General features: G+C 70.0%; 25 protein-coding genes. 17 read left to right on the forward strand and 8 right to left on the reverse strand.

The genetic code is table 11. The annotated features are described in order from the left end of the window. Positions 1–144 precede the first annotated feature (144 nt). On the forward strand, positions 145–1,461 hold the full coding sequence (locus BKH33_RS06950) for a GDSL-type esterase/lipase family protein (RefSeq protein ID WP_076142665.1): 1,317 nt from the start codon (positions 145–147) through the stop codon (positions 1,459–1,461). A gap of 88 nt (positions 1,462–1,549) precedes the next feature. On the opposite strand, the gene BKH33_RS06955 is transcribed toward BKH33_RS06950, so the two are convergent. From BKH33_RS06955 to BKH33_RS06965, 3 genes are all read right to left on the reverse strand, one after another. Then, on the reverse strand, positions 1,550–3,112 hold the full coding sequence (locus BKH33_RS06955; protein ID WP_003780607.1) for an MFS transporter: 1,563 nt from the start codon (positions 3,110–3,112) through the stop codon (positions 1,550–1,552). 69 nt (positions 3,113–3,181) lie between these two features. Beyond that, positions 3,182–4,036 (reverse strand): inositol monophosphatase family protein, encoded by an 855-nt coding sequence (locus BKH33_RS06960; protein ID WP_003780603.1) that lies wholly within the window; start codon positions 4,034–4,036, stop codon positions 3,182–3,184. Continuing rightward, a complete protein-coding gene (locus BKH33_RS06965; RefSeq protein WP_003780618.1) occupies positions 4,033–5,502 on the reverse strand; it encodes an amino acid permease in 1,470 nt (489 codons plus the stop codon). Before BKH33_RS06965 ends, BKH33_RS06960 begins: the two co-directional genes overlap by 4 nt. Before the next feature lie 80 nt (positions 5,503–5,582). On the opposite strand from BKH33_RS06965, the gene BKH33_RS06970 reads away from it, so the two are divergent. From BKH33_RS06970 to BKH33_RS06995, 6 genes are all read left to right on the forward strand, one after another. After that, positions 5,583–7,277, forward strand: coding sequence for a DUF2079 domain-containing protein (locus BKH33_RS06970; protein WP_076142666.1), 1,695 nt, complete (start codon positions 5,583–5,585; stop codon positions 7,275–7,277). After that, positions 7,270–7,722, forward strand: a complete 453-nt coding sequence (locus BKH33_RS06975) for a fluoride efflux transporter FluC (protein WP_081393872.1) — start codon at positions 7,270–7,272, stop codon at positions 7,720–7,722. The genes BKH33_RS06970 and BKH33_RS06975 overlap by 8 nt, the downstream gene beginning before the upstream one ends. After that, positions 7,719–8,198: a fluoride efflux transporter FluC gene (locus tag BKH33_RS06980; protein WP_003780619.1), complete on the forward strand. Its 480-nt coding sequence runs from the start codon at positions 7,719–7,721 to the stop codon at positions 8,196–8,198. The genes BKH33_RS06975 and BKH33_RS06980 overlap by 4 nt, the downstream gene beginning before the upstream one ends. Positions 8,199–8,420: 222 nt before the next feature. Then, a complete protein-coding gene (locus BKH33_RS06985; protein WP_043538763.1) occupies positions 8,421–9,269 on the forward strand; it encodes a DsbA family protein in 849 nt (282 codons plus the stop codon). Positions 9,270–9,419: 150 nt separating this feature from the next. Further along, entirely contained in the window at positions 9,420–10,367 is a 948-nt protein-coding gene (locus BKH33_RS06990; protein WP_003780608.1) for an ROK family protein, read from the forward strand. Between the two features lie 368 nt (positions 10,368–10,735). Further along, positions 10,736–11,683, forward strand: a complete 948-nt coding sequence (locus tag BKH33_RS06995; protein WP_003780624.1) for a siderophore-interacting protein — start codon at positions 10,736–10,738, stop codon at positions 11,681–11,683. A gap of 187 nt (positions 11,684–11,870) precedes the next feature. On the opposite strand, the gene BKH33_RS07000 is transcribed toward BKH33_RS06995, so the two are convergent. Next, a complete protein-coding gene (locus BKH33_RS07000) occupies positions 11,871–13,169 on the reverse strand; it encodes an AI-2E family transporter (RefSeq protein ID WP_043538762.1) in 1,299 nt (432 codons plus the stop codon). A gap of 104 nt (positions 13,170–13,273) precedes the next feature. After that, positions 13,274–14,098, reverse strand: a complete 825-nt coding sequence (locus tag BKH33_RS07005) for an alpha/beta fold hydrolase (protein WP_003780611.1) — start codon at positions 14,096–14,098, stop codon at positions 13,274–13,276. Between the two features lie 40 nt (positions 14,099–14,138). Here BKH33_RS07005 and BKH33_RS07010 point away from each other — a divergent pair, with 40 nt between their 5' ends. From BKH33_RS07010 to mtnN, 3 genes are all read left to right on the forward strand, one after another. Then, positions 14,139–14,621 (forward strand): S-ribosylhomocysteine lyase, encoded by a 483-nt coding sequence (locus BKH33_RS07010; protein WP_076142667.1) that lies wholly within the window; start codon positions 14,139–14,141, stop codon positions 14,619–14,621. 233 nt (positions 14,622–14,854) lie between these two features. Continuing rightward, entirely contained in the window at positions 14,855–15,823 is a 969-nt protein-coding gene (locus tag BKH33_RS07015) for an AlbA family DNA-binding domain-containing protein (RefSeq protein ID WP_003780600.1), read from the forward strand. Between the two features lie 374 nt (positions 15,824–16,197). Further along, entirely contained in the window at positions 16,198–16,941 is a 744-nt protein-coding gene (mtnN, locus tag BKH33_RS07020; RefSeq protein ID WP_003780632.1) for a 5'-methylthioadenosine/S-adenosylhomocysteine nucleosidase, read from the forward strand. A 116-nt stretch (positions 16,942–17,057) separates the two neighbouring features. On the opposite strand, the gene BKH33_RS07025 is transcribed toward mtnN, so the two are convergent. Further along, the gene (locus BKH33_RS07025) at positions 17,058–17,405 is read right to left on the reverse strand and encodes a winged helix-turn-helix transcriptional regulator (RefSeq protein ID WP_003780602.1); all 348 of its coding nucleotides are present in this window, start codon (positions 17,403–17,405) and stop codon (positions 17,058–17,060) included. 65 nt (positions 17,406–17,470) lie between these two features. Between BKH33_RS07025 and BKH33_RS07030 the strand changes: the two genes are divergently transcribed. After that, on the forward strand, positions 17,471–18,337 hold the full coding sequence (locus tag BKH33_RS07030; protein ID WP_003780625.1) for an SDR family oxidoreductase: 867 nt from the start codon (positions 17,471–17,473) through the stop codon (positions 18,335–18,337). Between the two features lie 99 nt (positions 18,338–18,436). Here BKH33_RS07030 and BKH33_RS07035 read toward each other — a convergent pair whose 3' ends face one another. Next, positions 18,437–18,745: a thiamine-binding protein gene (locus BKH33_RS07035; protein WP_003780623.1), complete on the reverse strand. Its 309-nt coding sequence runs from the start codon at positions 18,743–18,745 to the stop codon at positions 18,437–18,439. A gap of 88 nt (positions 18,746–18,833) precedes the next feature. Here BKH33_RS07035 and BKH33_RS07040 point away from each other — a divergent pair, with 88 nt between their 5' ends. After that, positions 18,834–19,364, forward strand: coding sequence for a MerR family transcriptional regulator (locus tag BKH33_RS07040; RefSeq protein ID WP_003780598.1), 531 nt, complete (start codon positions 18,834–18,836; stop codon positions 19,362–19,364). Further along, positions 19,361–19,789 carry a carboxymuconolactone decarboxylase family protein gene (locus tag BKH33_RS07045; RefSeq protein ID WP_003780627.1) on the forward strand — a complete coding sequence of 143 codons (429 nt, stop codon included), beginning with the start codon at positions 19,361–19,363 and terminating at the stop codon, positions 19,787–19,789. Before BKH33_RS07040 ends, BKH33_RS07045 begins: the two co-directional genes overlap by 4 nt. A gap of 249 nt (positions 19,790–20,038) precedes the next feature. Here BKH33_RS07045 and BKH33_RS07050 read toward each other — a convergent pair whose 3' ends face one another. Further along, positions 20,039–21,622: an aspartate:alanine exchanger family transporter gene (locus BKH33_RS07050; RefSeq protein ID WP_043538768.1), complete on the reverse strand. Its 1,584-nt coding sequence runs from the start codon at positions 21,620–21,622 to the stop codon at positions 20,039–20,041. Between the two features lie 305 nt (positions 21,623–21,927). Between BKH33_RS07050 and BKH33_RS07055 the strand changes: the two genes are divergently transcribed. The 4 genes from BKH33_RS07055 to BKH33_RS07070 all read left to right on the forward strand — a co-directional run bounded on the left by BKH33_RS07055 (position 21,928) and on the right by BKH33_RS07070 (position 26,813). Then, positions 21,928–22,623: a TetR/AcrR family transcriptional regulator gene (locus BKH33_RS07055; protein ID WP_003780620.1), complete on the forward strand. Its 696-nt coding sequence runs from the start codon at positions 21,928–21,930 to the stop codon at positions 22,621–22,623. Then, positions 22,620–23,948, forward strand: coding sequence for an Acg family FMN-binding oxidoreductase (locus BKH33_RS14105; protein WP_003780615.1), 1,329 nt, complete (start codon positions 22,620–22,622; stop codon positions 23,946–23,948). The genes BKH33_RS07055 and BKH33_RS14105 overlap by 4 nt, the downstream gene beginning before the upstream one ends. Before the next feature lie 178 nt (positions 23,949–24,126). Next, on the forward strand, positions 24,127–26,517 hold the full coding sequence (locus BKH33_RS07065; protein WP_043538766.1) for a carbon starvation CstA family protein: 2,391 nt from the start codon (positions 24,127–24,129) through the stop codon (positions 26,515–26,517). After that, the gene (locus BKH33_RS07070; protein ID WP_003780622.1) at positions 26,514–26,813 is read left to right on the forward strand and encodes a CstA-like transporter-associated (seleno)protein; all 300 of its coding nucleotides are present in this window, start codon (positions 26,514–26,516) and stop codon (positions 26,811–26,813) included. The genes BKH33_RS07065 and BKH33_RS07070 overlap by 4 nt, the downstream gene beginning before the upstream one ends. Positions 26,814–26,846: the final 33 nt, after the last annotated feature.

The following is a 26,846-nucleotide window of genomic DNA, read 5'->3' on the forward strand; positions in this document are numbered from 1 at the left end:
TCTGTGAAGAATCTGTCGATGGAAAGGCAAAGCGCGGCCATCAGTACGCCGACGACGTATCCATCCGTTCCCGAAGGCGCCGACTTGGTCCCGTTGCCGGGTCGTGGTTGACTCAACGCTCAACCACAATCCGAGGAGCGTCATTTGCCCGCATCCGGTACCCCGCCGCAGTCCGCCGACCAGGCCGGCTCTACCGACTCGACCAACCACCGCCCACGCCGTCGGCGCTGCCCGGCCGTGCGGCTGGTGCTGCTCACGGTCATCGCGGTTCTGCTCGGCGCGAGCCAGGCGGCGCCAGCGGTGCATCTCGACCCACCCGACCTCAGCGGCCTGCCGGAGGGCGCCTACGTGGCTCTGGGCGACTCCTACGCCTCGGGCTTCGGAGTGCCGCCCTACGCGGCGGGCACCGATGTCACGGGCGGCAATACCTGTCGGCGCTCGGCGGGCTCCTACGCGCACATCGTGAGCGAGAGGACCGGGCGGACCCTGGAGATGGGCGCCTGCTCCGGCGCCCGGACCCGCAACTTCTACGAGGCCAACGAGTCCTGGGGAGAGGCCGCCCAGCTCGACCGCCTCGACCCCGACACCGGCCTGGTCACCTTCTCCATCGGGGGCAACGACGCCGGCTTCGCCAGGATCCTCGGCGACTGCATCGGCGGTGGAGACCGGGGTTTCCTCTCGGCGGTCGGCTGCAGCAGTGACGCGGAGGTGACCGGTGCGGTCGACGGCGCCATCGACGCCCTGGCCGGCAAGACCACGCGCGACGGCGTCTACAGCTATGAGTCGATCATGACCGACATCGGCACCCGCTCCCCCAACGCAGCGGTCGTCGCCGTCGGCTACCCGCGTCTCTTCCCCGAGCAGGGCGGTTCCGGCGGGCTCCTCCTGGGCCGCTGCCACGGCGTCACCAAGGTGGACCAGCGCTGGATCAACGCCAAGACCGATGAGCTCAACACCGCTTTCAAGGCCGCGGCCCTGCGCCACGGCTACCTGTTCGCCGACCCCACCGGCAACTTCGAGCGCCACGAGCTGTGCGGCCGTCACGGCTCGTGGATGTTCGGGCTGCTCGAGACCGGACGTTTCCACCCCAACACCGACGGCCACCGCGCCACGGCCGACGCCGTTATCAAGGCCCTGGGCGTCGCCAACCGGACCACCCAGCCGGCCCAGCTCGCCGACGTCGAGGCGCAGGCCGCCAATGCCCGACCCATTGCTGCGATCAGCGTCTCCCGTGACGGCGAACAGCTAACCCTGGACGCATCGGCCTCCACCGATGCCGACGGTGCGATCGCAAGCATCGACTGGTACGTCCAGCACGCCGACGGCACCGAGGAGGTCCTCACCGGCGCCCGGGCCACCACCACGGTCCCCACCGATGAGCAGGCCGTCGTCACCGCCGTCGTCACCGACAACCAGGGCAAGGAGACCTTCTCCAGCCAGGTCTCCCCCGCCGCCGGCTGACCGTCCGCGCGTTCGTCGGGCAGGTCGCCCGTTCGCACCTTTTACCCCTCGAACGCGCACCCTCAAGTACGACCGCGCGGGCGCATGGTCACGAGGCGAACAGGTGCGAGACCTCGGCCTTCGCGCGTCGCCCGGGAACGGTCAGGGCCAGGTAGATCGCGACGACGGACATCGCCGCAGCCCCCACCCCCAGGCTGACGGTGAGACCCGCATCCGTGGCGGAGCGGACCAGTGGTGCCAGGTGGGAGCGCATGCCGGCCGTCATGGCGGTGGGCCAGCCGTCCAGCGCCCGCAGCCCCTTACCGGAGGCCACCAGGGAGATGAGGCGCTCCCGATCCGCCGCCCGCCCCAGGACGCCGATCTCCAGCGACATGGTCATCACCCTCCGCATGACGCGCTCGTAGCTCACGCCCATGACCGCGACCCCCATAACGATGCCGAGCTGACGGGCGGAGGCGGAGAATCCCGAGGTCATCCCGGCGGTGTCCTCATCGGCCGAGGAGACCGCCAGCTGGTTGACGATCGTCCCGGTGGCCCCGGTGGCGGCCCCCGCCATGATCAGCCCGGGGATGAGGACCAGCCAGGTGCTTGAACCGCGCAGAAGCATGAGCAGGCAGGAGCCGACGACGCCGCCCAGCACGATCCCCAGCAGGCTCGCCCTGGCCCCGTGGCGTCGGACCGCTCCCCCGCAGGTGGCGGCCACGATGAGGGCGGCGGCGCTGAAGGGCAGGAAGCACAGTCCGGTCTGGGCCGGGGTGAGTCGGTAGATGTTCTGCGCGTACAGGGACAGGAAGGACATCGGCCCGACGAGGGCCGCCTGGATGATGAAGCCGACCATGACGCTGCCGGCGTAGGTGGGTTCGGAGAGGATGGAGACGTCGACCATGGGGTCGGCCGATCGTTTCTCGACGACGCAGAAGGCCCCGAACAGCACCGCCGAGCCGGCCAGCAGGGAGACGATCGCGGGCGAGGTCCACCCCCACGTGCTGCCCTGGAGGAGCGCCAGCGTGAGCGCCCCCGTCATGGCGACGCACAGTGCCGTGCCCGGCCAGTCGACCCTCCTGGCTGCTGCGTCTGCCGCAGTGGCGCCCCGGTCCGCACCGGTCTCGGGGACCCAGCGCGAGCCGAGCCAGACCGCCAGGCCCACTGGGACGTTGATCCAGAAGATCGCGCGCCAGCCCGCCAGCAGGACGAGTCCTCCGCCGATGAGCGGCCCCAGGGCGATGGCCGCGCCGGAGACCGCGCCGTAGACACCGATCGCCCGCGCCCTGGCGGGGCCTGCCTGATAGCGGTCCGAGATCATGGGGACGCCGACGCCCAGGAAGATCGCGCCACCGACACCCTGGATGAAGCGGCTCCCGTCCAGGACATTGACCGACGGCGCCAGCGCGCAGATCAGGGAGCCGGCCGTGAACAGGGCGACTCCCCAGCGGAAGAGGCGCAGCCGCCCGACCGATCCGCTCAGCGTCGCCGCCGACATGAGAAGGGTGCCCAGTGGCAGGGTGTAGGCGTTGACGACCCACTGGAGCTCGCTCAGCGACGCGCCCAGTGTGGCTCCCATATCGGGTAGGGCGACGGAGACGACCGTGACGTCCAGGACGTTCATGAAGCTGGCGGTGCAGATCAGCAGCAAGATGAGTGCCTGCCTCACACGGCGCACCTTTCGCGAGGGTTCTCGGGTGGCGGCAAGCGCCCCACACCTAAACGACCGCTACAAAGGTTAGCACCGGTCAGGGCTGAGATACTCCAGCACCTCGGCGTGGGCCGCAGGGCTGCCCACGAGCAGCGACCCGGCGCGACGCACGTCGAAGGCCGACCCGTCCATCCGGGTGAGAACCACACCGGTCTCGGTGCACAGCAGCGCACCGGCCGCAACGTCCCAGGGCTGGAGCAGCGGCTGGGCGTATACCACCGCACCGCCCGCGGCCACCTCCGCCATCTCCAGGGCGGCCGCCCCGTAGCAGCGCATGCCACGCGAGCCCTCAATGGCCCGACCGATGCCCGCGTGCTGCGTGAGCTGGTAATGGGCGATGACCATTCCCTCGCTCAGAGGCAGGTCCTTCACCGGCTCCAGCGCCTTCGACGCGACGCCGTCGCAGCCCACTGCTTCGCCAGTCAGCGGCTCGATCCGCGCGCCTCGGCCGCGGACGGCCGTGTAGAGCCAGCCCGCCACGGGGTCGGCGAGCGCCGCGAGGACGGGCACGCCGTCGTCGACCAGAGCCAGCGAGATGGCCCAGTCGCGATGGGTGGACACGTAGTTGAGGGTCCCGTCGATGGGGTCGAGCACCCAGGCCCGCCCGCAATAGGTCTCGAAGTCCTCGACGCGGTGCGCCTCCTCACCGTGGATGGGGATGCCGGTGGCCTCCAGGCAGCCGGCGATACGCTCCTCGACGCCGCGGTCGACCTGGGTGACCAGGTCATTGCGGTGCGCCTTGGCCTCGACGCGCAGCTCCTCGCCCGGGTCCAGGGCGAAGGCGGCCGCCCGGCGGACAGCGCCCACTGCCTGGGCGAGCAGGTCCTCCAGGCAGGCCGAGGACGTCGGAGCGGCCTTGCTCTCGTCGCCGGACGCGCTCACGACTGGAGCTCCTGCTGCCTGGCGAGCCGACGGCTGTGGACGACCCAGGCCACGCCCAGCGCCAGGAGCCACAGGGGCGAGGCGAAGACCGCGATGCGGGTGTCGTGGGCCTGGGTGAGGGTCCAGATGACGAAGGCGAAGAAGGCCAGGCACAGCCAGGCCGCGGCGCGCTCACCGGGCAGGCGGAAGGTGCTGGCCTCGTGCAGCTCGGGCCGCAGGGTGAGGAAGCGCAGGTAGCACACGACGATGACGCACCACACGAAGATGAACAGGACGCTGGCCACCGTCGTCACCGTTGTGAAGGCATCGATGATGGACTCGGAGGTGTAGAGCAGCGGGATCGAGGTCAGCAGGCTGGCACAGGTGACGATGAGGGAGACGCCCGGCACCGAGCGGGCTGTCAGCCTGCGGAAGATGTGAGGAGCGTTGTCCGCCCAGGACAGACCGAACAGCATCCGGGAGGTGGAGTAGACCCCGGAGTTGGCCGACGACGCCGCGGCCGTGAGCACCACGAAGTTGACGACACTGGCGGCCACGCCGAGCCCCGCCAGGGCGAACATGGCCACGAAGGGACTGTCCTTGGGGTTGATCTCCTGCCACGGGGTGACGGCCATGATGGCCGCGAGCGCCCCCAGGTAGAACAGGACGATACGCACCGGGATGGCGTTGATGGCCCGCGGCAGGGTGACCTCGGGGTCCTTGGCCTCGGCGGCCGCGGTTCCCACGAGCTCGGTGCCCACGAAGGCGAAGATGGCGATCTGGAAGGCCCCGAAGAACCCGCTCGCACCGTTGGGGAACAGGCCTCCGCTCCAGATGTTGGAGATCTGGGCGTGAGCCCCGTTGGGCGCCGTGAATCCGTGCAGCACCATGAAGACACCGACGACGACGAGCGCCATGATGGCCACGATCTTGATGATGGAGAACCAGAACTCGATCTCCCCGAAGGCCTTGACGGTGGCGAGGTTGAGGCTGAACAGCAGGGTCACGGTCACTACCGGCGTGACCCACAGGGGCAGGTGCGGCCACCAGTACCCCACGTATCCGGTGATGACGATGACCTCGGCCACGGCCGTCACCAGCCAGCACACGTAGTAGGTCCAGCCCACGAAGAAACCGGCCCATGGCCCGATGAGGTCGTGGGCGACGTCGGCGAAGGACTTGTAGGACAGGTTGGACAGCAGTACCTCGCCCAGGGCTCGCATGACCAGGAAGAGGATGGCGCCGATCACCGCGTAGACGAGGAACACACCGGGGCCGGCCAGGGAGATCGTCTTTCCCGATCCCATGAACAGCCCGGTTCCGATCGCTCCGCCGATGGCGATGAGCTGGACGTGGCGGTTGGTGAGGTGGCGCTGGAGCTGGGGCTCGGCGTCGTGATCCACCAGCTGGTCGAGGTCAGACCGCTGTTGCGGCGCTGAGGAGTCGATCGCCGGCGTGGACTCGGCGGGCTGCTGCGGCTGGGACATCTCGTCTCCTGATCGTGGGTGACGCCACGAGCCTAGCGGTACCAGGTTCATCCCTGATTCACACGGGTAGGCTCAGCGCCGTGAACCTCGCCGCGAACCTCCGAGACCAGATCCGCCACTCGATTCCGGCCGTGATCGTCGTCGTCATCGGCGCCTGGGTAATGATCTACTACTCGATCGTCCAGTGGGAGACGATGAAGCAGGTCCCCAGCTGGGACCTGGCGATCTTCTCCGAGATGGCCAAGGCCTACGCCCACCTCCAGGCCCCGATCGTGCCGGTCAAGGGCGACGGGTTCAATCTCCTGGGCGACCACTTCCACCCGATCCTCATCCTGCTGGGGCCGATCTGGCGGCTCTTCCCCACCCCCTTGAGCCTGCTCATCACCCAGGACCTGCTGCTGGCGGTCTCGGCCTGGCCGCTGACCCGGCTGGCCAGCCGACTGACGAACCAGTGGGTGGGCGGCGCCCTGGGTCTCGTCTACGTCCTGTCCTGGGGAATGCAGGGAGCCGTGGCCGCGCAGTTCCATGAGGTCGCCTTCGCCATGCCGATGCTGGCCTACGCCTCGGTCGCCTTCGTGGAGCGGCGCTGGGTGGCGGTGACGGCCTGGTCGGCACCGCTGGTCCTGGTCAAGGAGGACATGGGACTGACGCTCCTCATGATCGGGGTGGCCGTCATCCTCACCTCGCTGGTGCCGGCCTGGTACCGCAGCTGTACCGTCGTCGACCCCACTGCCGACGACCTCGACGACACGGCCCGCACCGACGAGGCCCGCAACCGACGCCGAGGGCTGCGGCTGGGAGCAGGCATGATGGTCGGCGGGGTGGCGGCCTTCCTCTTCTCCATCCTGGTGTTCCTGCCGGCCTTCCACCCCGACGGGGTGTGGGGCTACGGGCTGAGCTCGGAGGACAAACCCATCAGCCCCGACGCCCTGACCCAGAAGATCAAGGTCGTCGTCATGCTGATCCTCACCAGCGGCGTCGTCGGGCTGACCTCGCCGTGGCTGCTCGTGGTCCTGCCCACCCTGGCCTGGCGGTTCCTGGGATCGGTGGACTTCTACTGGGTGTGGGACAACTGGCACTACAACGTCACCCTCATGCCGATCGCGTTGGGAGCGCTGCTCGACGTCGTCGCCAGGCGCCGCGCGCGCGGCGCCCACACGGCCGGCCGGCCCGTCAGGGAGGTGGGTGTTGACGGCCTGGCCGTCCCCGAGTCCTCGCCTGAGTCCTCACCTGAGTCCTCGCCCGAGGCTGCCGACGACTCCGGCGCCGAGGCCGCCGGAGCGGGCGCAGTCGACATCCGCCGCCGGCGCCCGATCGCCTTCCCCACCTGGCTCACAGTGCCGCTGCACCACCGCTATATGGCCGCAGTGAGCATCCTGACGGTGGTGGCCACCGGCGTGCTGACCGCTCCCTACCTACCGCTGTGGAAGGCGACCGACCAGAACTTCAACACGCCCAACGCCGAGACCAAGAAGGAGGACCCCGAGGCGCGGCGGGTGTCCACCGCCCGCGAGGTCATCACCACCATCCCGGAGGGGTCCACGGTGGTCACCGACCTGTCGATGCTGGCCTACCTGGTGCCGCGGGCCGAGGTCTCCTGGATGGGAACGAGCGGGCCCGACAAGGAGTACGTCGTCATGAACCGCAACGGCGGCGGCAACCAGTGGAGCACCACCGACGCCGCCACCTGGGGAGAGCAGCACTCCAAGCAGGGGGCGACCTACACCGTCATCTACAACAAGAACGGCTTCCAGATCGCCAAGCGCAATGGCTGAGACGACGTCCGACGCGGAACCTCGAACCGGGGCCCGGCGGGCCCCGTCGGTGGGCGTCTCTCTGGCACTGGTCGCCGCGGGCGGCTGCGCCGGCACCCTGGTGCGCGCGGCCCTGGAGCGGGCCTGGCCCGCCGCACCCGGCCACCTGCCGACGACGACACTGGCCATCAACATCGTCGGCGCTCTGGCCCTGGGGCTGCTGCTCGGGGCACTCGGCGAGCGACGCCCCCACCTGCGCCTGGCCCTGGGCACGGGGGTGCTAGGCGGGCTGACGACCCACTCGACCTTCATCCTGGAGAGCCACCGGCTCCTGGCCTCCGGCGGGGCCACCGACCATGCCGCACTCGGCGCCGCCTACCTGGTGGGATCAATGGCGGTCGGGCTGACGGCGGCCGGCCTCGGACTGTGGCTGGCCGGCCGGCTGTACCGCAGGGAGACGTCATGAGCGGGGCCGGAGCCACCGGACTGCTGGGCTGGTTCGCCGACTGGCTCCCCCTGGCGCTGGCCGGCGGGGCGGGGGCGGCCTGCCGTTGGAGCGTGGACACCCACGTGAACCGGCTCAGCGGCCGGACGAGCGCGGCCGCCTCGGCAAGCGCCTTGGAACGGCGTCGTTCCGGGGCGTCCCCCTGGATGCCCTGGGGCACCGTCGTCGTCAATGTCACCGCCTGCCTCCTCATGGGCCTGCTCGTGGGCTGGGCGGGCGACTCTCCGCACTCCGAGTCCTGGGCGGCTGCGGCGCTGACCGTGCTGGGGACCGGGTTCCTGGGCGGGTACTCCACCTTCTCCACGGCCTGCGTCGAGGGGGCACGACTGCTGCTGGCGGGCCGGTGGGGCCCGGCCCTGGCCCATGCCGCCCTCATGACGGCGGCGACGCTGGGCGCCGTCGGACTCGGACTGTCCGCGGGGGCCGCCCTGCGCTAGGACTGCGCCGGAGCGGGCATCCCGACTCAATTGCCTGCGACGACGTCGGCCCGACGCCGGTGACCATCGGTGACATTCGTGAGCGCCCCGTAAGCGGCCCGTGAGCGCTCCGTGAGATTGGGGCCGCTGCTGAGACGCTTCTGAGACGGCTGTGACGAAGTGTGCTCCCACCAGCCCCATCAGACGTATTGCGGGGCAGCGCTCCTCTGACAGACTCCCGCCATGAGTGTTCAGCCGCCTTCTCCGACACCAGCACAGTCGAGGAGCAACCGCACCACGGTGATCGTCCTCGTGGTCATCGCCGTCATCCTGGCCGTCATCGCCGCACTGCTGCTGCAGAACGTGGCACGGCACCGCCAGGGCGCCGCCGCCACCAGCCAGGCGGCCACCTCCACCACATCGGCCGCCGCGGCCACAACGGCCGCCGAGCCCACGCCGGCACCGCCGGTCCCCGATGCGCAGACCCTGGAGCTCATCCGCTCCGAGACCCACCGCGACCCCGCCGACGCCCAGGCCAAGGGCAAGGTCGACGCCCCCGTCGTCATGGTCGTCTACTCCGACTTCGCCTGCCCCTACTGCACCCAGTTCGCCCAGAAGGTCGAGCCCGAGCTCGCCGACCTGGTGGCCCAGGGCACCTTGCGCGTCGAGTGGCGCGACCTCGCCCAGATCAGCCCCACCTCGCCCCTGGCCGCCCAAGCCGGCCGGGCCGCCGCCAAGCAGGGCAAGTTCTGGGAGTTCCACGACGCCGTCTACGCCGCCGCCGATCCTCAGGGCCACCCGGAGTACACCGAGGACTCACTGGTCGCCTTCGCGAAGAAGGCCGGAGTGGCGGACATCGACCGGTTCCGCACTGACATGAACGCTGCCGAGACCGTCTCCGCAGTCACCGAGGCCAAGGAGCACGCCCACTCGATCGGCATCACGGGCACCCCGTTCATGATCGTGGGCGAGACCTTCATCAGCGGCTACCAGGACGCCGAGTACATGAAGGCCGTCATCAACAGCCAGGCCGCCAAGGTCAAGACGTCCGACACCTCCAAGACCTCTGCGGCGCCAACGGCGACGCGCTGACGACCGCACCTCGTCCCCCGACTCGCCTCGCGGCGGGCCGGGGGACGATATTCTTCTCCCATTCAACTCACCCTCGGCTCATCGGTCGCTGGACGAGCAGCAACGCGGATGGCAACGTAAACAACGGTCGTTTTCACAAGGAGCGAGAGCATGGCACTGAGCATTGGCGTGGACGTCGGAGGAACGAAGATCGCGGCCGGCGTCGTCGACGACGACGGGCAGGTCCTGCAGACGGTTCGGCGCGACTCGCCCGCCGTCAACCGCCAGGCCATCGTTGACACGATCACCACGGTGGTGAGGCGCCTGCACGAGGACTTCCCGGACGCGGCCACCGTGGGCATCGGGGCGGCCGGGATGGTGTCCTCCGACCGCAACACGATGGCGCACGGCACCAACCTGGACTGGACCGGGATGCGGATCGGCGACGTCATCTCCGAGGGCGTGGGCCTGCCGGTCGTCGTCGAGAACGACGCCAACGCATTCGGTTGGGCCGAGGCCCGCTTCGGGGCGGCCCGGGGCAAGCGCAACGCCCTCATCGTGGCCATCGGTACCGGCGTGGGCGGGGCGATCGTCGTCGACGGGCACCTCCTGCGCGGGGCGGCCGGATTCGGCGGGGAGATCGGGCACATCAACGTCGTCCCCGGCGGGCGCCCCTGCGGCTGCGGACTGCGAGGCTGCCTGGAGCGATACAGCGCCGGCACGGCCCTGGGGGTCAACGGCTGGGAGCTGGCGCAGTTCCGGCCGGCCTACGCGGCCCGCATCATCGAGCTCTCCGGCGGCAACCCGGAGCACATCTCGGGCAAGGCCGTCACCGCCGCGGCCCGCGAGGGCGACCCGGCCGCCCTGGAGTGCTACGAGCAGCTCACCCACTGGCTGGGGGTGGGGCTGGCGGACATGTGCGCGCTGCTGGACCCCGAGGTCATCGTCATCGCCGGCGGCCTGGCCGAGGCCGGCGACATCCTGCTGACTCCCGCCCGCAAGGCCTTCAACGCCAACCTCACGGCCGGCACCCACCGGCCCGCCATTCCGGTGGTCTTGGCCGAGGGAGGTCAGGAGGCCGGGCTCGTCGGCGCCGCTGACCTCGCCCGCCAGCCCTGAACCACCCGGGCACCATCCTCGGGTCGGCCTGGAAACCCGCAGCCATCCGGGCTCTTACGGGAACCTCGCGAGATGACGCGGCGTCAGCGTGCGCTATTGCACCAACCCACCCGTTGTTAGGTATGGCTTACCTCGGTTAGCGTCGACATACTCGCCCCGCCCTCCAGGGCCATCTCCGGTCCGGCCTTCGGCACGCCCATCATCCTTCCCAAGGGCCGCCATGGCGTGCACGGCACCGGAGAACGGGAGCAGCCCATCCGATCGCCCAACCATCGGTGCCGTCTGATAGCCGCCTCAAGCAGTCCTCAGAGCGGTCTCGAGGGCGCTTCCCCAACACCACGCCGCCAGACGCACGAAGGAGTCCCGAGATGAGCCCAGCCAGACCGTCCGCCTCACCGACATCTCCGTTCCGCTTCTTCCATGTCACGGTGACGGCAGTCCGCGACGTGACGCCGTCCATGCGGCGCTTCACCTTCATCGGGGATGATCTGGTCCACTACGCCGACCCGGGCTGGGACCAGCGGATCAAGCTGGTGCTGCCGGCGCCGGCGTCGGGTTACGAGCAGCTACCCGACGGCGAGGACTGGTACGGCCGGTTGATGAAGCTGCCCGAAGAGCACCGGTGCCCGATCCGCACCTACACGACGCGCACGGTTCGCCACGAGGCGGAGGGTCCGGACGGAACGCGTGCGGAGGTGGACGTCGACATGGTGGTGCACGACCCGCTCGGCCCGGCCTCTCGGTGGATCCTTGAGGCCGAGGTCGGTACCGAGGCGGTCCTGCTGGGGCCGAACCGGCAGTGGGACGGCGACGCCGGTGGCGTGGACTTCGTGCCGCCGCAGGTGACCGAGCGCTACCTGCTGGGCGGGGACGAGACGGCAGCACCGGCGATCGCCCGGATCCTGGAGGACCTGCCCGCGAGCGCGCGGGGAGTCGCCGTCGTCGAGATGCCCGGTGACGCGGATGCCCCTTACCTGCCCACGCACCCCGGGATCGAGGTGCGGGTGGCTGGGCGCAACGGCCGCTCGCACGGGGAGCTGCTCGTCGAGGGTGTACGCCGGGCCGCCGGGGAGCTGTGTCCGGTAGGGGTGCCGCAGGAGGTCGAGGAGATCGACGTCGACCGTGAGCTGCTGTGGGACGTGCCGCGTCACGCCAAGGGCGGGGACGCACTCAAGCGCACCACCCTGTACGCGTGGCTCGCCGGGGAGGCGGCTGCGGTGCGGACGATGCGTCGCCACCTGGTCAGCGAACGTGGCATCGACCGGCGCTCTGTGGCCTTCATGGGCTACTGGCGCCAGGGCCGCGCCGAGGCCTGAGCCCGAGGGCTCCCGCACCGGCCAGCTGAACCGGCAGATCGCGTCATCGAGAACGTACTTTCCGCGCAAGAACTGCGTTGTCCCGCAGATGACTGGGGGTGGACCTCAGTCGTCTGCGGGAGAAGTACGTTCTCGCGGCGAAGCGCAGTCGCCGATTCCCAGGGGCGCCCAGCTCGTCCTTAGGCGGTCAGTCCGCCTGGGAGCGTTGATGGCTGCCGGATGGCACGGAGCCGTCTTCGGCGCTGTCGGCCCTCTTGGCCGTTGCCTCAACCTTCTCAGCCTTGTCGGCGAGCCGTTCAACAACCGGCCGGCCGTGGTCGGGATCCGCCTCGCCGACGCCGTCGCCGTCGAGGTCGAGCTGGTCGAGCTCGTCGAGCACGTCCTCGTCCAGCTCATCGGGGTCACGCACGGGCGAGTCGCCGGCGGACAGGAAGATCCCCACCCAGCGCGAGCGCGGGTCGGAGTCGATGAGGAGGGCCTTGACGAACAGCGTCAGCGGCACCGCCAGGATGGTCCCCAGCGCCCCGATGACGGTGGACCAGAACAGCAGGCACAGGAACGTCGTCGTCGTGTTGAGTCCCACCGCGTCCCCGGTGAACTTGGGCTGGATGAGGGACTGGATGACGAAGTTGGCCGCCACGTAGGACAGGACCACCCACAGTGCGGTCCAGGGCCCGGAGTCCACCAGCCCCAGCACCGCCGGCGGGACCACGCCTAGGACGAAGCCGATGTTCGGGATGTAGTTGGTGATGAAGGAGACCACGCCCCAGGTGATGGCCATCGGTACGTCCAAGTACCACAGGGTCAGCACATTGATGACGGCCACGATGAGGCCGAAGACCGTCGAGACCATCCAGTAGGAGCGCACCGCCTCGCAGAAGGAGACGAGGGCGGAGGCCATGCCCGGCTTGAGGACGCCCAGGGCCGCGGCGCGGATCTCGATCTTGGCGGTGTCGAACATGAGGAAGACGACCACCATCGCCATGACGCCGAGCATCGCGCTGGCCGAGGTCAGCTGCCCCAGGATCGTCTGCGCCATCGTGACGAGCCGGGAGGTGTCCAGGACATTGGTGACCTCCTTGAGCACCGTGGACTGGTCGACCCCCATGCCGTTGAGCTGGGTCTCGGCCTGGCGCCAGATCGCCTGGAACTTGGGGGCGTACTGCGGGAGGGTGTCGACGAGCTGAGCCACCGCGACGGCCAGGGCCGCGAACAGCAGGACGACGAAGGCGAAGATGAGCAGGATCGCCGCCGTTGCCGCGAGTACGCGAGGCACATGACGGCGCGTCATCCAGGACACCAGCGGCCGGACCGTCACCACGAGGGTGAGGGCGAAGAAGGCCGGGGCGAAGAGGTCCTTGATGAGGTAGAGCCCCACCGCCCCGATCGTCAGCGCCGCCAGGAGGTAGGCGATGGTCTCCCCCTGCGAGCGCTCCCCGGGAACGGGTGCGGATGCCTTCCGGGCCTTCTCGGACACAGCTGCCATGCCCGCATCCTCCCACGGACCGGCGTCGGCCCGACGGCGCGACCCCTGCGCGCCGTGGGAGTTCTCCGTCTCTCCCAGGGCTCCGGCGCCGGCGCACCGCGGGCTCAGCCCACCGGTAGGACCTCGCTCAGCCACTCGTCGACGGCGCGGTAGAAGGCCTCCGGGGCGCTGCGGCGCACCTGGTGGCCGGCGCCGGGGACGAGGACCGGGGAGACGCGGGGATTGCGGGCGGCGGTCTCCAGGCCCTCGCGGCCCACGCGGGCGCTGCCGGGCCGGTCACCGGTGAGCAGCAGGGCGGGGACGTCGAGCGCGGCCATCGCCTCGTCCCAGGGGACCTCGGGGGTGACGACGCCGGAGAGCAGCAGGCCCGGGTCGGTGCGCTGAGAGGCCCACACGCCCGGGAGAGCCTCGACGTCGGGCATGGCCTCCAAGGCGCGGCCGACGGCGGCCGGCAGGTCGACGACCTCAGCGGCGCGGGCGCGCTCCCGGGCGGCGCCACGGGCCAGCAGCTCACGCGGGCTGCGGGTGCCGAAGCGGGCCGGGTCCTCCAGCACGACGCCGGTGACCAGGTCGGGGCGGCGCCCGGCGGCGACCATGGCGGTGGCCGCGCCCATCGAGTGGCCGATGACGACCGGGGCGGGCGGTGTCGGCAGCCCCAGCGCGGCCCGGCCGCGTGAGGAGGTGGCAAGGTCCTCCAGGACGGCGATGAGGTCCTCCACGAGGACCTCCCCGGCCCGCTCGAGCCGGGCCTGCGTCCACCGCGGGGACAGGCCGTGCCCGCGGGCGTCGACCGCGACGACCCGGTACCCGCGCTCCACCCAGTGGTCGATGGCCTCGGCCAGGGAGACCGCGGAGCCGGTGATGCCGTGGAGCAGGACCAGGGTGGGGGCGCCGTCGGGCCCCGAGACGATGCGCGACAGTGAAGTCATGCCCCCATCCTGCCCTGTACCCGCCCCGTAGGCTGGCCCTATGAGCGAGACGAGCGAGCAGAGCACGCCGAGGATGAACGTCGAGTCCTTCAACCTGGACCACACCAAGGTCGCCGCGCCGTATGTGCGCGTGGCCGACCGCAAGGAGCTGCCGGGCGGGGACGTGCTCGTCAAGTACGACGTGCGTTTCTGCCAGCCCAACCGCGAGCACCTGAAGATGAAGGCCGTGCACTCCATCGAGCACCTGAGCGCCGAGCTCATGCGCAACCACACCGACCGCCTCATCGACTTCTCCCCCATGGGCTGCCAGACCGGCTTCTACGCCCTCATGCTGGGGGTGGAGACCGAGGATTTCCTGCCGCTTCTGGAGGCGACCTTCCGCGACCTCCTCGATGCCGAGGAGGTGCCCGCGGCCAACGAGGTCCAGTGCGGCTGGGGAGCGAACCATTCGCTGACCGCGGCCCAGGAGGCGGTGCGCGACTTCCTCGCCGACCGCGAGGAGTGGACGCGGGTCATGGCCTGACGTGCCTGAGCAGCCCGGTCGGGCCGATCAGACCGCTGGGGAGGAACAGTCCTCACAGCCCGGCAACATCGGGCCCGGCAGAGTGACGGGGTGAGACGGCACGTCGTCGTCGGGCTCCGCCGTCGGGCCCGGTCAGGCACCGGCGCCGGCCGTATCCTGAGCCTCACTCAGCCCGCACCTGCCCGTCCCATGCCCGCGCCGCGAGGCACCGACCCGAAGAGAGCCTGACGCACGTGGAGAGCATCGAGACCGTCACCATCACCAATCCCGCCAACCCCGTCCTCATCTGGTGGGTCGTCGCTCAGCCGCTGCTGCTCCTGCTGTCCTTCCTGGTGGGGCGGGCGACACGCTTCCTGCTGCGCGGGCGGGTCGCCGTCTCGGACGCGGCGGCCACGCTCATCGCACTCATCGGGCTGTGGCTGGGACTGCTGCTGGCGGGGTGGCTCTTCGACGAAGGCGACCTGTTCTCGGTCAAGATGCTGGTGACCTCCTGCGGCGTGGCGGTCGTCGTGCTGGTCGCGACCTCCGCGGTGCTGGCGCGCCTCCAGCACCACCGTACGCTGCAGCCGATCGCGGAGGTCGCCCAGATGGGCGAGTCCGACCGCCTGGAGTTCAAGTCCTCGGCCCGCTGGAACCTGCGCACGGACAAGCGCGACGAGGCCATGGAGGAGATCGTGGCCAAGACGGTGGCCGCCTTCATGAACTCCGCGGGCGGCACGCTCCTGCTCGGGGTGGATGACGCCGGCAACCTCATCGGGCTCGGCCCCGACTACACGACACTCAAGCAGCCCGACGCCGACCGCTTCGAGCTGTGGCTGCGCGGCATGTGGCGCACGCGCATGGGCACGAACGCCGCCGCGCTGCCGCAGGTGGACTTCGCGCCCACCCCGGACGGGACCGCGGAGGTGTGCCGGGTGACCGCACCCCCGTCCCCGCTGCCGGTCTACCTCAAGCCGGCCAAGGGGCGCGACGGGGCGGCGCTGTGGGTGCGGGTCGGCAACTCGACGCGGCGCCTGGAGGTGGACGACGCCGTCGACTACGTCATGCTGCGCTGGCCGCGGATCAACCACGTGGCCTGGCCGATCCGGCTGGGGAACTTCCTGCTGCGCCGCGACCAGTCGCGCCGAGCGCTGCCGATCAACCCGGCCGCGGCCGTCACCGCGGCCGCGGGCTCCCAGGACGATCACGGTGCAGGGCAGTAGGCCGTCGTAGACCATGGGGCGCCGGAACATAGTGGGGCCCGGGGCCTGAGGACCAGCGAAGGGGCGCGGCAAAGCAAGGGCCGGCGGTGGGGTGAAGCAAGGGCCGGCGGACGCGACGGACTGGCCCGATACGTACGGGGACATTCTGCACGTCCGGGGACCTTTCCGCACCACCGGGGACATCCTGCGCGTCCGGGGACGGGATTCCTGTCCCCGACGGCGTCGAACGCCCCTGGCTGGAACGAGAAGCACCCGGCCGCGCGGAATGTCCCCGTCAGTGAGCCAGGAGAGCGCAGGAGCCGGGAGAAGCGTAGCCCTCGAGGCAGCCCTCACTGACCACGCCGGTCGCCGCCCGCCCCCTGTAGGCTCGGCGCGTGAGTCGCACCAGTGCCGCACCCGTCATCGTCTCCTGCGCCATGGCCGAGGAGGCCCAGCCCTTCCTGGACGCCCTGCCCAAGCGCGCGGCTGCCCAGGCGCCGACCCTGCCGGAGGCCGCACGCGCCTGGTCCCTCCAGCTTCCCGACAGCGAGCGCGAGCTCATCGTCGTGCGCAGCGGCATCGGGCTCGTGGCGGCCGCGAGCGCACTGGCGACGGTCCTGGCTCAGGTCCGCCCCAGCGCCATCGTCTCGGCGGGAACCACCGGCGGGCTCGGCCGCCAGGTCGAGGTCGGCGACGTGTGCGCCTCGGCGACCCTGGCCTACACCGACGCCGACGCCACCGCCTTCGGCTACGCCCGCGGCCAGACCCCGGGGCAGCCGGAGACCTTCGCCGGGGATGCGGCCCTGCTGGAGCAACTGGAGCAGGTGGGCCAGGAGGCCCTGCGCGGGGCCACGGCGTCGTCGGGCTCGGCGCGACTGCGCGTCGGTCAGATGCTGGCCGGCAACTCCTTCGTGACGGCCGCGAACGTGGCCGACACCCGCGAGGTCTTCCCCGCAGCGCTGAGCACGGACATGGAGTCGACGGCGCTGGCGCAGGTGGCGGCGGGCGCCGGCGTCCCCTTCGTCTCAGTGCGCGGCGTGTCCGACCTGTGCGGCCCCGAGGCGGGCCAAGACTTCCACATCGCCGTCGAAGAGGCCGCTGCCCGCAGCGCCGCGGTCGTCCTGGCCCTGCTCAGCTGAGTCGCTGACGCCGCCCGCACCTCCCTCCCCACCCACACTTCAACAGAATCTTCATAAACGACCCGGAGCCGCGTCGTTTATGAAGTTTTGGTCGATCTGCCGGGCGCAGGCGCGCCTCACCGGCGCGAGCCGGGCTGCGGCGTGAAGGCCGACGTCGGGCAGCTGGCGCCCCACTCATTCATCGCATCGAGTACCGGCCTCAGGCTCCTGCCCAGGTCGGTGAGCTCGTAGACCACGCGGGGCGGCACCTCCGGGTAGGCGTGTCGGCTGACGATCCCGCGCGACTCGAACATCCGCAGCCGGTTGGTCAGCGTGTGCGCACTGATCCCCGGCAGGGCATCGCGCAGCTCCCCGAAGCGCTGCGGGCCGTGCATGAGCTCGCGCACGATGAGCGTCGCCCAGGGCCCGTCGAACAGCAGCAGGAACCTCGCCACCCCGCACTCGGGAAGATCGACCTCACTCATGACATCGAAACCTACCCCAATAGTGCAGTTGACGTAACTGGTGCATCATATGCACTAATGGCGTCATGGCTGACATCATTCACGGCGCCACGGGCGCCCAAGGCTCTCCCGTTCTATCCGCTCTGACCTCCGCCGGGCGCTCCGTCGTCGCTGCGGTCCGCCATCCCGAGGCGGTCCCCGACGGCATCGCCGTTCGGCAGGTCGACCTGGCCTCAGTGGACTCCCTCGCCTCAACCTATGAGGGCGCCGACGGCGTCTTCGTCCACCTGCCTATGGGCGCACCCGAGGTGGCGGCCGCCCAGGCCCGGGCCGTCGTCGAGGCGGTCACCCGGGCCCACCCCGGCCGCGTCATCATCTCCACCAGCGGGCAGATCGTCGACCAGCCGGGTTCGCCGCTGCAGGCTCCCGTGGACAGCCCCATCATGACGCTCATCGACGGCGTGACCGGCAGCGGCGTCCCCACGGCCGTGGTTGCTCCGCGCCTCTACCTGGAGAACCTTCTCCTGCCGGTCGTTCTGGGCCCCGTGCGCGAGGAGGGCGTGCTGCGCTACCCGCTCCCGGCGTCGTTCCCGGTCTCCTGGAGCTCGCACCTGGATGTGGCCGAGGTCGTCGCCCGCCTGCTCACGGATGCCTCCCCCACCACAGGCACGGTCGGTGTCGGCCACCTGCCCGGACTGACGGGACCGGATCTGGCCGCGGCCTTCTCCAGCCGCCTGGGCCGCGAGGTCCGTTTCGAGAGCATCACGCCCGAGGCCTTCGGCGAGCTCATCACGCCGTTCTTCGGGCCGGCCGCGGCGCCGGTTATCAACCTCTACCGGGCGCTCAACGCTCAGGACGGCAACACCATCGCCGAGGACAGCAGTGCCCAGGAGATCCTGAGACTTCAACCGCGCTCGATCGGGCGGTGGCTGGAGGACCTGGCGGTCTCATAGCCGCACTCACCGACGTTTTCTTCATAGATCGGCCTTTTCTTCATAAACGACCCGGAGCCGCGTCGTTTATGAAGTTTTGGTCGATTTGCCGGGCGCCGCTCAGTCGGCCTGGCGCAGGCGGGCCTCGACGCGCTCGACCTTCGCGGTCATCTGGCCGGTCCAGCCGGGGCGGATGTCTGCCTTGAGGACGAGCGCCACGCGCGGACTCACCTCGGCGACCGCCGCACAGGCCCGTTTGACCACGTCCATGCACTCGTCCCACTCGCCCTCGATCGTGGTGAACATCGACGTCGTCTCGTAGGGCAGCCCCGAGTCGCGCACCACGCGCACGGCTCGGGCCACCGCCTCGGAGACCGAGCCGTCGGGCGTATCGGTGGTGGTTGGGGACACGGAGAAGGCGACAAGCATGCGGCCAGGCTAGCCCCGCGGCACCATCCGGGCCGCCGCTCCGACCGTTCTTGCCTTTGAGCGCACTCGAAGTCCTACGGTCTGCATCATGACCAGCACGACCGCTTCGGGTAGCGAGCCCGACGACGCCCGGCTCCGCGAGGCGCTGCGGCTCGCCTCCGTCCCGCCCAGCAACGACGTCGGACCGGCAAACGGCCCCGGTGCGGCCGGATGGGACATCGCGACCACCGCCGATCGCCTAGGGGTCAGCGCCCACACCCTGCGCTACTACGAGCGGATCGGCCTCGTGCAGGTGAAGCGCGACGCCTCCGGGTACCGCCGCTACGACGCCGCGGGTGTACGGCGTTTGGTGTTCCTCACCCGGATGCGAACCTCGGGCATGTCGATCCGCGACCTGCAGCGCTATGTCGACATGGTCGAGGCCGGCCGGGACACGGTGCCCGAGCGCCTGACCCTGCTCACCGAGCACCGTGACGGGCTACGAGCCCGGATCGACGAGCTCCGGCTCGCGCTGGCCGCCACCGAGTACAAGATCGCCACCTACACGCGGGAGCTGGAGGAGCAGGCCACCCCGGACAACATCAACACTTCCGACACTGACAAGGAGAACCCCTCATGACCGCTGAGACCACTCACTCCCAGGACGACATCAACAGCCCCGAGAACCTGGCCCGGCGCGAGCGCGGCCTGGAGGTCGCCCGCACAGTCGACGGCGAGGCGGCCCAGGCCGTCATAGACTCGCTGGCCGACATCAGCCCGGCGCTCGGCCACCACATCGCGGCCTTCGGTTTCGGGGACGTCTACGCCCGCCCCGACCTGGACGCCCGCAGCCGCCAGCTCGTCACGATCGGCGTGCTCACGGCCCTCGGCGGCTGCGAGCCGCAGCTGAGGATCCACATCGGGGCCGCCCTCAACGTGGGCCTGACCCGCGAGGAGATCATCGAGGCGATCCTGCACGCCTCGGTCTACGCCGGCTTCCCGCGGGCGCTCAACGCCACCTTCGTGGCACGCGAGGTCTTCGCCGAGCGCGACGCCGCCGACTGATCGTCCGCATCGACTCGTATCGCGGCGGCCTCAGCAGGTCGCGAAAGAGGCGTGCGTGTCCAAATCGGTGACAAAGGCGGGCTCCGGGTACACACCACCACAAAGAAACCGCATGATTCCGCGGTTCCGTTGACGGCCTGATCGGGCCGCAGGTTCCTTTGTCACCGATGTGGACACCTCTGGGCTCACTCGGCCAGGATCCGGCGGCTCGAGAGGCACTCCCTCGTGCACCGCCGCCTGGATCCGTGCCTACAGCGCCACGAGGACCTGGACCATGACGATCTTGACGACGATGGCCAGGGCGAACAGGGTCGCGTAGCCGGCCTCGATGCGCTCGTCGTCGCGTTTGGACAGGGCGAAGGCCAGAATCGCGGGCTGCCCAACGAGCCCGGCCAGGCCGCCGGAGGCGCGCTGCGCGGAGACCCCGGCCCACCGCGCCCCGGCCAGCAGGACGATCGCGTTGACCACCACGATGAGCGCGGCGAGCACCCCCACCTTGAGTCCCGTCATCGAGAAGGCCGAGGCCGCGAAGTCCGGCCCCGAAGCCAGCCCGATCGCGGCCAGGAAGAACAGCAGCCCCAGCTGGCGGATGGTGGAGTTGGCGGCGTGCGGCAGCCCCCACACGAAGGGCCCGGTGCGGCCCACCCACCCCAGGACCATGCCGACGACGAGCGGCCCGGCCGCCACCCCGAGCCGCAGGGTGATGCCGCCGGGCAGCGGGATCGCCACCAGTCCCAGGAGCACTCCGAGAGCCATACCGGCCCCTACGGAGAAGGCATCGATCTGGGCGATGGAGCGCTCGGAGTCGCCGAACCAGTCGGCGGCCTTCTCCAGCTCGTCGCTAGGGACGACGGCCAGCACCCGGTCGCCGAGCTCCAGGACGAGGTCCTCGCGGGCCAGCAGATCCAGGTCGCCGCGCTTGACGCGGGTGATGACGCCCTGGAAGCGCCCGGGCAGGTCCACCTCGGCGATGGTGCGCCCGGCCACCCGCGTCGAGGAGACGGTCAGGCGCCGGAAGTCGACGACGCTGCGGTCCTTGGCCAGGCACTTGTTGAGCCCGGTGCCCAGGTCATGCATGGCGGACTCGACGGCGGACGGCGCCCCGACGATGACGACCTTGTCCCCGGGCAGCAGCTCCTCACCTGGAGCGACGACCCGGGTCTCGCCGTCGCGCTCCAGGTAGGAGATACGGATGCTCCCCTCCTTGAAGGCCTTCATCTCACCGAGGGCCACCCGCTGGAGGAGGTAGACGCTGGTGGCGGTGATGCCGTCGGCGCTGGCGGGCCGCGGGTCGCGCCCTCCGGGCCAGGAGCGCCCCACGACCCCGGACACGATGAGGATGGCGACGGCCACGCCCACGGGGTAGGCCAGGGCGTAGCCGACGGCGGGCTCCTGGGTGCCGGCCGCCTCGATGGCGGCGTCGAGCACCGGCGAGGTGAGGGCACCCGCGTAGGCACCGGAGTCCATCGCGGGGCTCACGCCAGCCAGGTGGGAGTAAAGGCCGCCCGCCCCGCCGGCGATCACGAGTGCGACGACGCACAGGGCCATGAGCGGCAGCTGCCTGCGCAGATCGCGGAAGAAGGTGTTGCCGGCGGCCAGGCCCACGGTGTAGCAGAACAGGGCCAGGCCGAGGCTTCGCAGCAGGGCGAGGTCCGCGCCCAGCCGGGGGTCGAGGGCGCCCACCGCGAGACCCACGAAGAGTGCCCCGGCGGCACCGAAGCGGATCGGTCCGAGCGGGACCTGCCCGACGGCGGTTCCCAGGCCGATGACGAGGAAGACGGTGAGGATCGGCGCCTGAACAAGGACGTCGAGGACAGGATGAAGCACGGACACGACGTCAGGGTAGCCGTATGCCTCGAAGGCCCTGTATGCCCCGCCCACTGATCCAGGTACAGGCCCCAGCCGAACACAGACATGCATCGCCGAGACGCGCCATAGCAAGGATGCCTTCCGCGGCGAGTCGCCCCTGTCACCTGCTTGATTCAGCTCCTCAGGGGCTGATGCCCCTCCGGGGGCCATCCGGTGGCAGCAGGGTGGCTCCCTCGCATTGCGACACTTCAGGATCCATATGGGGAGTCCAGAGAACACTCCATCACCCTTTTTAGAGTTTTTACTCTAAAAAGGGCTACAGTGCTTCCATGCCCGATGACGCCCCCACGCCCTCCTTCTCTCCCGAGCCCTCGAGACCCCCGCGCAGCCCCAAGCGCACAGCCCGACGTCGCACCGCGATCCTGGACGCCGCCCGTCACCTGTTCACCCAGCACGGCATTGAACCTGTCACCACCAACCAGATCGCCGCCGAGGCCGGTATCAGCCCGGGAAACCTGTACTACTGGTTCCGTTCCAAGGCGGAGATCGTCCGCGCCCTGTTCGACGACTGGGCCGAGCGCATGCGCATCCCCACCGAGCAGGTGACCGAGCCGGTCGACGCCCTGCGCGCGCTGTGGAACCGCGCCACCCAGACGCAGCAACCGGATCCGGCCTACGCCTTCTTCCTGCGCGATCTCCTTCCTCTTCTCCACACCGACCCGGTCCTGGCCGTGGCCTACCGCCAGGGCTACACCGCCCGCCGCGACGAGTTCGTCCGCGCCGTCGAGCGCATCATCGACGCCGGGCTCCTGCGCCCGCCGGCCCCACCCACCACCATCCGCGACCTCGTGAGCCTGCTCTGGCTCGTCTCGGAGACCGCCCAGCCCTTCGCCAGCATCGTCGACGACCCCCGCATCGACTCCCAGCACTACGGGCGCGCCATCATCGAGCCGCACCTCACCGAGGCCGGTCGCCGTGCCCTGCACCTGCCCACCAGCGCCGACGCCGACGGAGACCACCCATGACGACCCCGATCAGCCCTTCAGGCACTGTTCCCGACGGCTCCGAGCCCAACCGAACGGACCCAACGGAGTCAGCCTCAGAGAGATCCAACCGCCGTCCTCGCGGACGCCGCCACCCGTCTCGGCGCACAGCGCTCAAGGCCGTCGGCATCAGTGGTGCGGTCCTGGCCGCTGGGGCCGCCGGCGTCGGCATCCGTGGCGCCGCCAACGGCGCCTGGAACGCCAGCGAAGGGGCGCCCTACGAGCTGTGGCGACAGTGGAGCGCGGGCACCTCAGGGCTTCGCAACCTTGTCGCAGCCGCCACGCTCGCGGCCAACCCGCACAACATCCAGCCCTGGTTCTTCGACATCAGCGGCGACAGCGGGAGCACCGAGGACAGCACCGGCAGCATCGACCTGCGGGCCGACCCCGATCGCGTCACACCGCTGTGCGATCCGGACGGCCGCGAGCGCGCCGCCGGCTTCGGCTGCGCCCTCCATGCCATCGAGGTCGCCGCCCGCGTGCAGGGCAAGCGGGCCGAGATCGAGCCCTGGCCCGATGGCGCCTCGGAGCGCCCCGATCACATTGCCCGCATCCGGATCGTCAATGACACCCCGCCTACCGCCCGGGAGCAGGAGCTGGCCACAGCGATCCCGCGGCGTCACACGTACCGCGGTCCCTTCACCGCCAGCGCCCTGGAGCAGACCGTCCTCGACTCACTCACCAGGGCCGCCCCGGACGGCGCTCAGCTCGTCTGGGTCACTGAGGTATCGGCGGTCGCGAGGTTGGGTGACCTGTACGTCGAGGCCACCCAGGCGATCACCGACGACGCGCAGATGTCGGCAGACTCCTTCACCTGGTTCCGCAACGACCGATCCCAGATCGACGCCCACCGCGACGGCCTGACTCTCGACTGCCAGGGCCTGAGCAACACCATGCTGATAGCGGCCAAGATCCTGCCCGCCCAGTCGCGCAAGGCCTCCGACGACTTCTGGGTCAAGAGCACTCGCGAGGTCCATACCGCCACTGCCCGCGCCTACGGGATCGTCCGGGTCGACGACGTCGACAACCCCCGCAACCGCCTCGACGGCGGCCGCCTGCTCCAGCACGTCCATCTGGCCGCGACCGCCGCCGGGCTCGGGCTGCACCACATGAACCAGGTGACCGAGCGGATTGCCCGCGATGCCGCGCAGGATCGGCCGGACCGGTTCTCGCAGCGCTGGGCCGCCATCACCGGCGTCCCGGCCGCCCAGAGCCTGCTCGCCTTCCGCGTGGGCCACCCCGAGCGCGCCGCGCGGCCCAGTCCACGGCGGGACCTGGACGACGTCGTACGTGACACCGGACAGTAACCATCGGAAGGAGTATCCAATAGGTGGGATAAATCGAACGGATATCCGGCCTGGAAGCCGAGCGCGCCGCCGCCGGACTCGCCATTGCTTCCCTTCCTCGACCAGGAGGAATACCCTGGATGAGTCACCGAAGACGATGACGTCATACCTTTTTCTCGACGACGAGAGCGGAATCCCGATGCCCCAGAAAGAAGCCTCCTTACCCACCTACTCACCGGAGGAGGAGAAGCGGATCATCCGTAACGCCGACGGCGTCCCCGTCGGCATACGTCCTGACAATCGATGGACACCCGCACGGATCGCCACCTGGGTGGTCATCACCGCCCTGGGCGTCCTGGGCTGGTGGATGCTGGCGATTGTGCGCGGCGAGCACGTCAACACCATCTGGTTCGTGGTCACCGCCGTGTGCACCTACGCGATCGGATACCGCTTCTACGCCCTCTACATCCAACGGCGCATCATGCGCCCCGACGACACCAACGCCACCCCGGCCGAGCGCATCAACAACGGGCGCGACTTCGACCCCACTCACCGCGTCGTCCTCTACGGCCACCACTTCGCAGCCATCGCCGGCGCCGGCCCACTGGTCGGCCCGGTCCTGGCCGCCCAGATGGGCTACCTGCCCGGCACCCTGTGGATCATCATCGGCGTGCTCGTGGCCGGCGCCGTCCAGGACATGCTCGTCCTGTTCTTCTCCATGCGCCGCGGCGGGCGCTCACTGGGTCAGATGGCCACCGACGAGATCGGCAAGATCGGCGGCATCGTGGCAACCGTCGTCGTCTTCGTCATGCTCATGATCGTCCTGGCGGTCCTGGCCATGGTCTGCGTCAACGCGCTGGCCGCCTCCCCTTGGGGCGTCTTCTCGGTGGGCATGACGATCCCGATCGCCATCGGGATGGGCCTGTGGCTGCGCTTCGTTCAGCCCGGCAAGATCACCCAGGTCTCCTTCGTCGGCTTCGGCCTGCTCATCGCCGTCATCATCGGCGGGCGCTGGGTGGCCGAGTCCTCCTTCGGCCACTACCTGCACCTGTCCCCCACCGCCCTGGTGTGGGCCATGATCATCTACGGCTTCCTGGCCGCGGTCCTGCCCGTGTGGGTCCTGCTCACCCCGCGCGACTACCTGTCGACCTTCATGAAGGTCGGCACCATCACGATCCTGGCGTTGGGAATCATCATCGTGCGCCCGCTGGTGGAGATGGCCGCCGTCACCGAGTTCGCCTTCAACACCGACGGCCCGGTCTTCGCCGGTACCCTCTTCCCCTTCCTGTTCATCACCATCGCCTGCGGCGCCCTGTCCGGCATGCACGCCATGGTCTCCTCGGGCACCAGCCCGAAGATGGTGGAGAAGGAGACCCAGGTCCGCATGATCGGCTACGGCGGCATGCTCATGGAGTCCTTCGTGGCCATCATGGCGCTGGCAGCCGCGGTCTCCCTGAGCCCGGGCATCTACTTCTCCATGAACACCTCGACGGCGACCATGAACAAGATCGCCGGCCCCGAGACGGTCGCCTCCGCCCCCTGCAAGACCACCGACGACCCCGAGCACCACTGCGAGAAGCTCGCCGAGGCCGCCGTGGCCAAGCTCGGCGTCACCGACGCCCAGGGCCGCAAGCTCAACCCCGAGTGGGACTCCTGGGACGATCAGGGCAACCCCAAGACCTACACGGGCGCCGAGGCCCTGGAGCGCCTGGCCAGCGACGTCGGCGAACCCAACGTCGTCTCGCGCACCGGTGGCGCCCCCACCCTGTCGGTGGGCATCGCCCACATCCTCCACCAGATCGGCGGCGGGCGCGCCATGATGGGCTTCTGGTACCACTTCGCCATCATGTTCGAGGCCCTGTTCATCCTCTCGGCCGTCGACGCCGTCACCCGCGTGGCTCGCTTCCAGCTCTCCGACGCGCTGGGCAACGCCTTCCCCAAGTTCAAGGACCCGTCCTGGCACGCGGGCGCCTGGGGGACCACGGCCGTCGTCGTCGCCTCCTGGGGAGCCCTGCTCCTCATGGGGGTCACCGACCCGCGCGGCGGCATCCAGACGCTGTACCCGTTGTTCGGCATCGCCAACCAGCTCATCGCGGCCGTGGCCCTGCTGGTGGTCACCGTCATGGTGGTGCGCAAGGGTTACACGAAGTGGGTGTGGATCCCCGCGATCCCGCTGGTGTTCGACACGGCCGTCACCTTCACGGCCTCGTGGCAGAAGATCTTCTCCACCGACCCGCTCGTGGGCTACTTCCAGCAGCATCGCGAGGCCGTCGCCAAGCTGGGCACGCTCACCGACCCGACCAAGATCGAGGAGACCCGGGCCATCGTGCGCAACACGATGATCCAGGGGACGCTGTCGATCGTCTTCCTGGTCATGGTCGCCTTCGTCATGGTCTGCGGCCTCATCCGCATCATCCAGACGATCCGCAACCGGGACACGACGACGTCGGAGGACCCGTACCAGGAGTCCAACTTCTACGCGCCCGAGACGATGATCGCCTCCTCGCTCATGAAGAAGGTCTCTCAGGAGTACGAGCAGGTGGGCGACCCCGCCCTCATCCCCCACAAGGCCCACGCGGAGAAGTCATGACGCAGACCCCTTCGACAGCACAGGCGGCAGGGCGGGCGGGCACCCGCCGTCGGGTGCGCCAGGCCCTGACCCAGGCTCGCACCCTGTGGCGGGACATGACTGGGGAGTCGGCCTACGACCGCTACCTGGAGCGCTACGCCCGCGAGCACGCCGACTGCCCGAACCGCCCCGGCGGTGCCCACGGGCCAGGGCATGGGTCGGCGCAGGAGCCGGGGCACGGCCCCATGAGCGAGCGCGAGTTCTGGCGCGCCCGGGCCAGACAGGCCGAGACGGAGATCAACGCCAGCTGCTGCTGATCCCCGAACACACCTCCGTACTCTGATCGTTAC

Source organism: Actinomyces naeslundii (assembly GCF_001956585.1).
GTDB lineage: Bacteria > Actinomycetota > Actinomycetes > Actinomycetales > Actinomycetaceae > Actinomyces > Actinomyces naeslundii.

Bases quoted from the DNA above. Each gene is read 5' to 3' on its own strand.
- BKH33_RS06965 (WP_003780618.1), bottom strand. From the start codon at position 5,502: ATGTCCCAGCCGCAGCAGCCCGCCGAGTCCACGCCGGCGATCGACTCC.
- BKH33_RS06975 (WP_081393872.1), top strand. From the start codon at position 7,270: ATGGCTGAGACGACGTCCGACGCGGAACCTCGAACCGGGGCCCGGCGG.
- BKH33_RS06980 (WP_003780619.1), top strand. From the start codon at position 7,719: ATGAGCGGGGCCGGAGCCACCGGACTGCTGGGCTGGTTCGCCGACTGG.
- BKH33_RS06985 (WP_043538763.1), top strand. From the start codon at position 8,421: ATGAGTGTTCAGCCGCCTTCTCCGACACCAGCACAGTCGAGGAGCAAC.
- BKH33_RS06990 (WP_003780608.1), top strand. From the start codon at position 9,420: ATGGCACTGAGCATTGGCGTGGACGTCGGAGGAACGAAGATCGCGGCC.
- BKH33_RS06995 (WP_003780624.1), top strand. From the start codon at position 10,736: ATGAGCCCAGCCAGACCGTCCGCCTCACCGACATCTCCGTTCCGCTTC.
- BKH33_RS07000 (WP_043538762.1), bottom strand. From the start codon at position 13,169: ATGGCAGCTGTGTCCGAGAAGGCCCGGAAGGCATCCGCACCCGTTCCC.
- BKH33_RS07005 (WP_003780611.1), bottom strand. From the start codon at position 14,098: ATGACTTCACTGTCGCGCATCGTCTCGGGGCCCGACGGCGCCCCCACC.
- BKH33_RS07010 (WP_076142667.1), top strand. From the start codon at position 14,139: ATGAGCGAGACGAGCGAGCAGAGCACGCCGAGGATGAACGTCGAGTCC.
- BKH33_RS07025 (WP_003780602.1), bottom strand. From the start codon at position 17,405: ATGAGTGAGGTCGATCTTCCCGAGTGCGGGGTGGCGAGGTTCCTGCTG.
- BKH33_RS07030 (WP_003780625.1), top strand. From the start codon at position 17,471: ATGGCTGACATCATTCACGGCGCCACGGGCGCCCAAGGCTCTCCCGTT.
- BKH33_RS07035 (WP_003780623.1), bottom strand. From the start codon at position 18,745: ATGCTTGTCGCCTTCTCCGTGTCCCCAACCACCACCGATACGCCCGAC.
- BKH33_RS07040 (WP_003780598.1), top strand. From the start codon at position 18,834: ATGACCAGCACGACCGCTTCGGGTAGCGAGCCCGACGACGCCCGGCTC.
- BKH33_RS07045 (WP_003780627.1), top strand. From the start codon at position 19,361: ATGACCGCTGAGACCACTCACTCCCAGGACGACATCAACAGCCCCGAG.
- BKH33_RS07055 (WP_003780620.1), top strand. From the start codon at position 21,928: ATGCCCGATGACGCCCCCACGCCCTCCTTCTCTCCCGAGCCCTCGAGA.
- BKH33_RS14105 (WP_003780615.1), top strand. From the start codon at position 22,620: ATGACGACCCCGATCAGCCCTTCAGGCACTGTTCCCGACGGCTCCGAG.
- BKH33_RS07065 (WP_043538766.1), top strand. From the start codon at position 24,127: ATGCCCCAGAAAGAAGCCTCCTTACCCACCTACTCACCGGAGGAGGAG.
- BKH33_RS07070 (WP_003780622.1), top strand. From the start codon at position 26,514: ATGACGCAGACCCCTTCGACAGCACAGGCGGCAGGGCGGGCGGGCACC.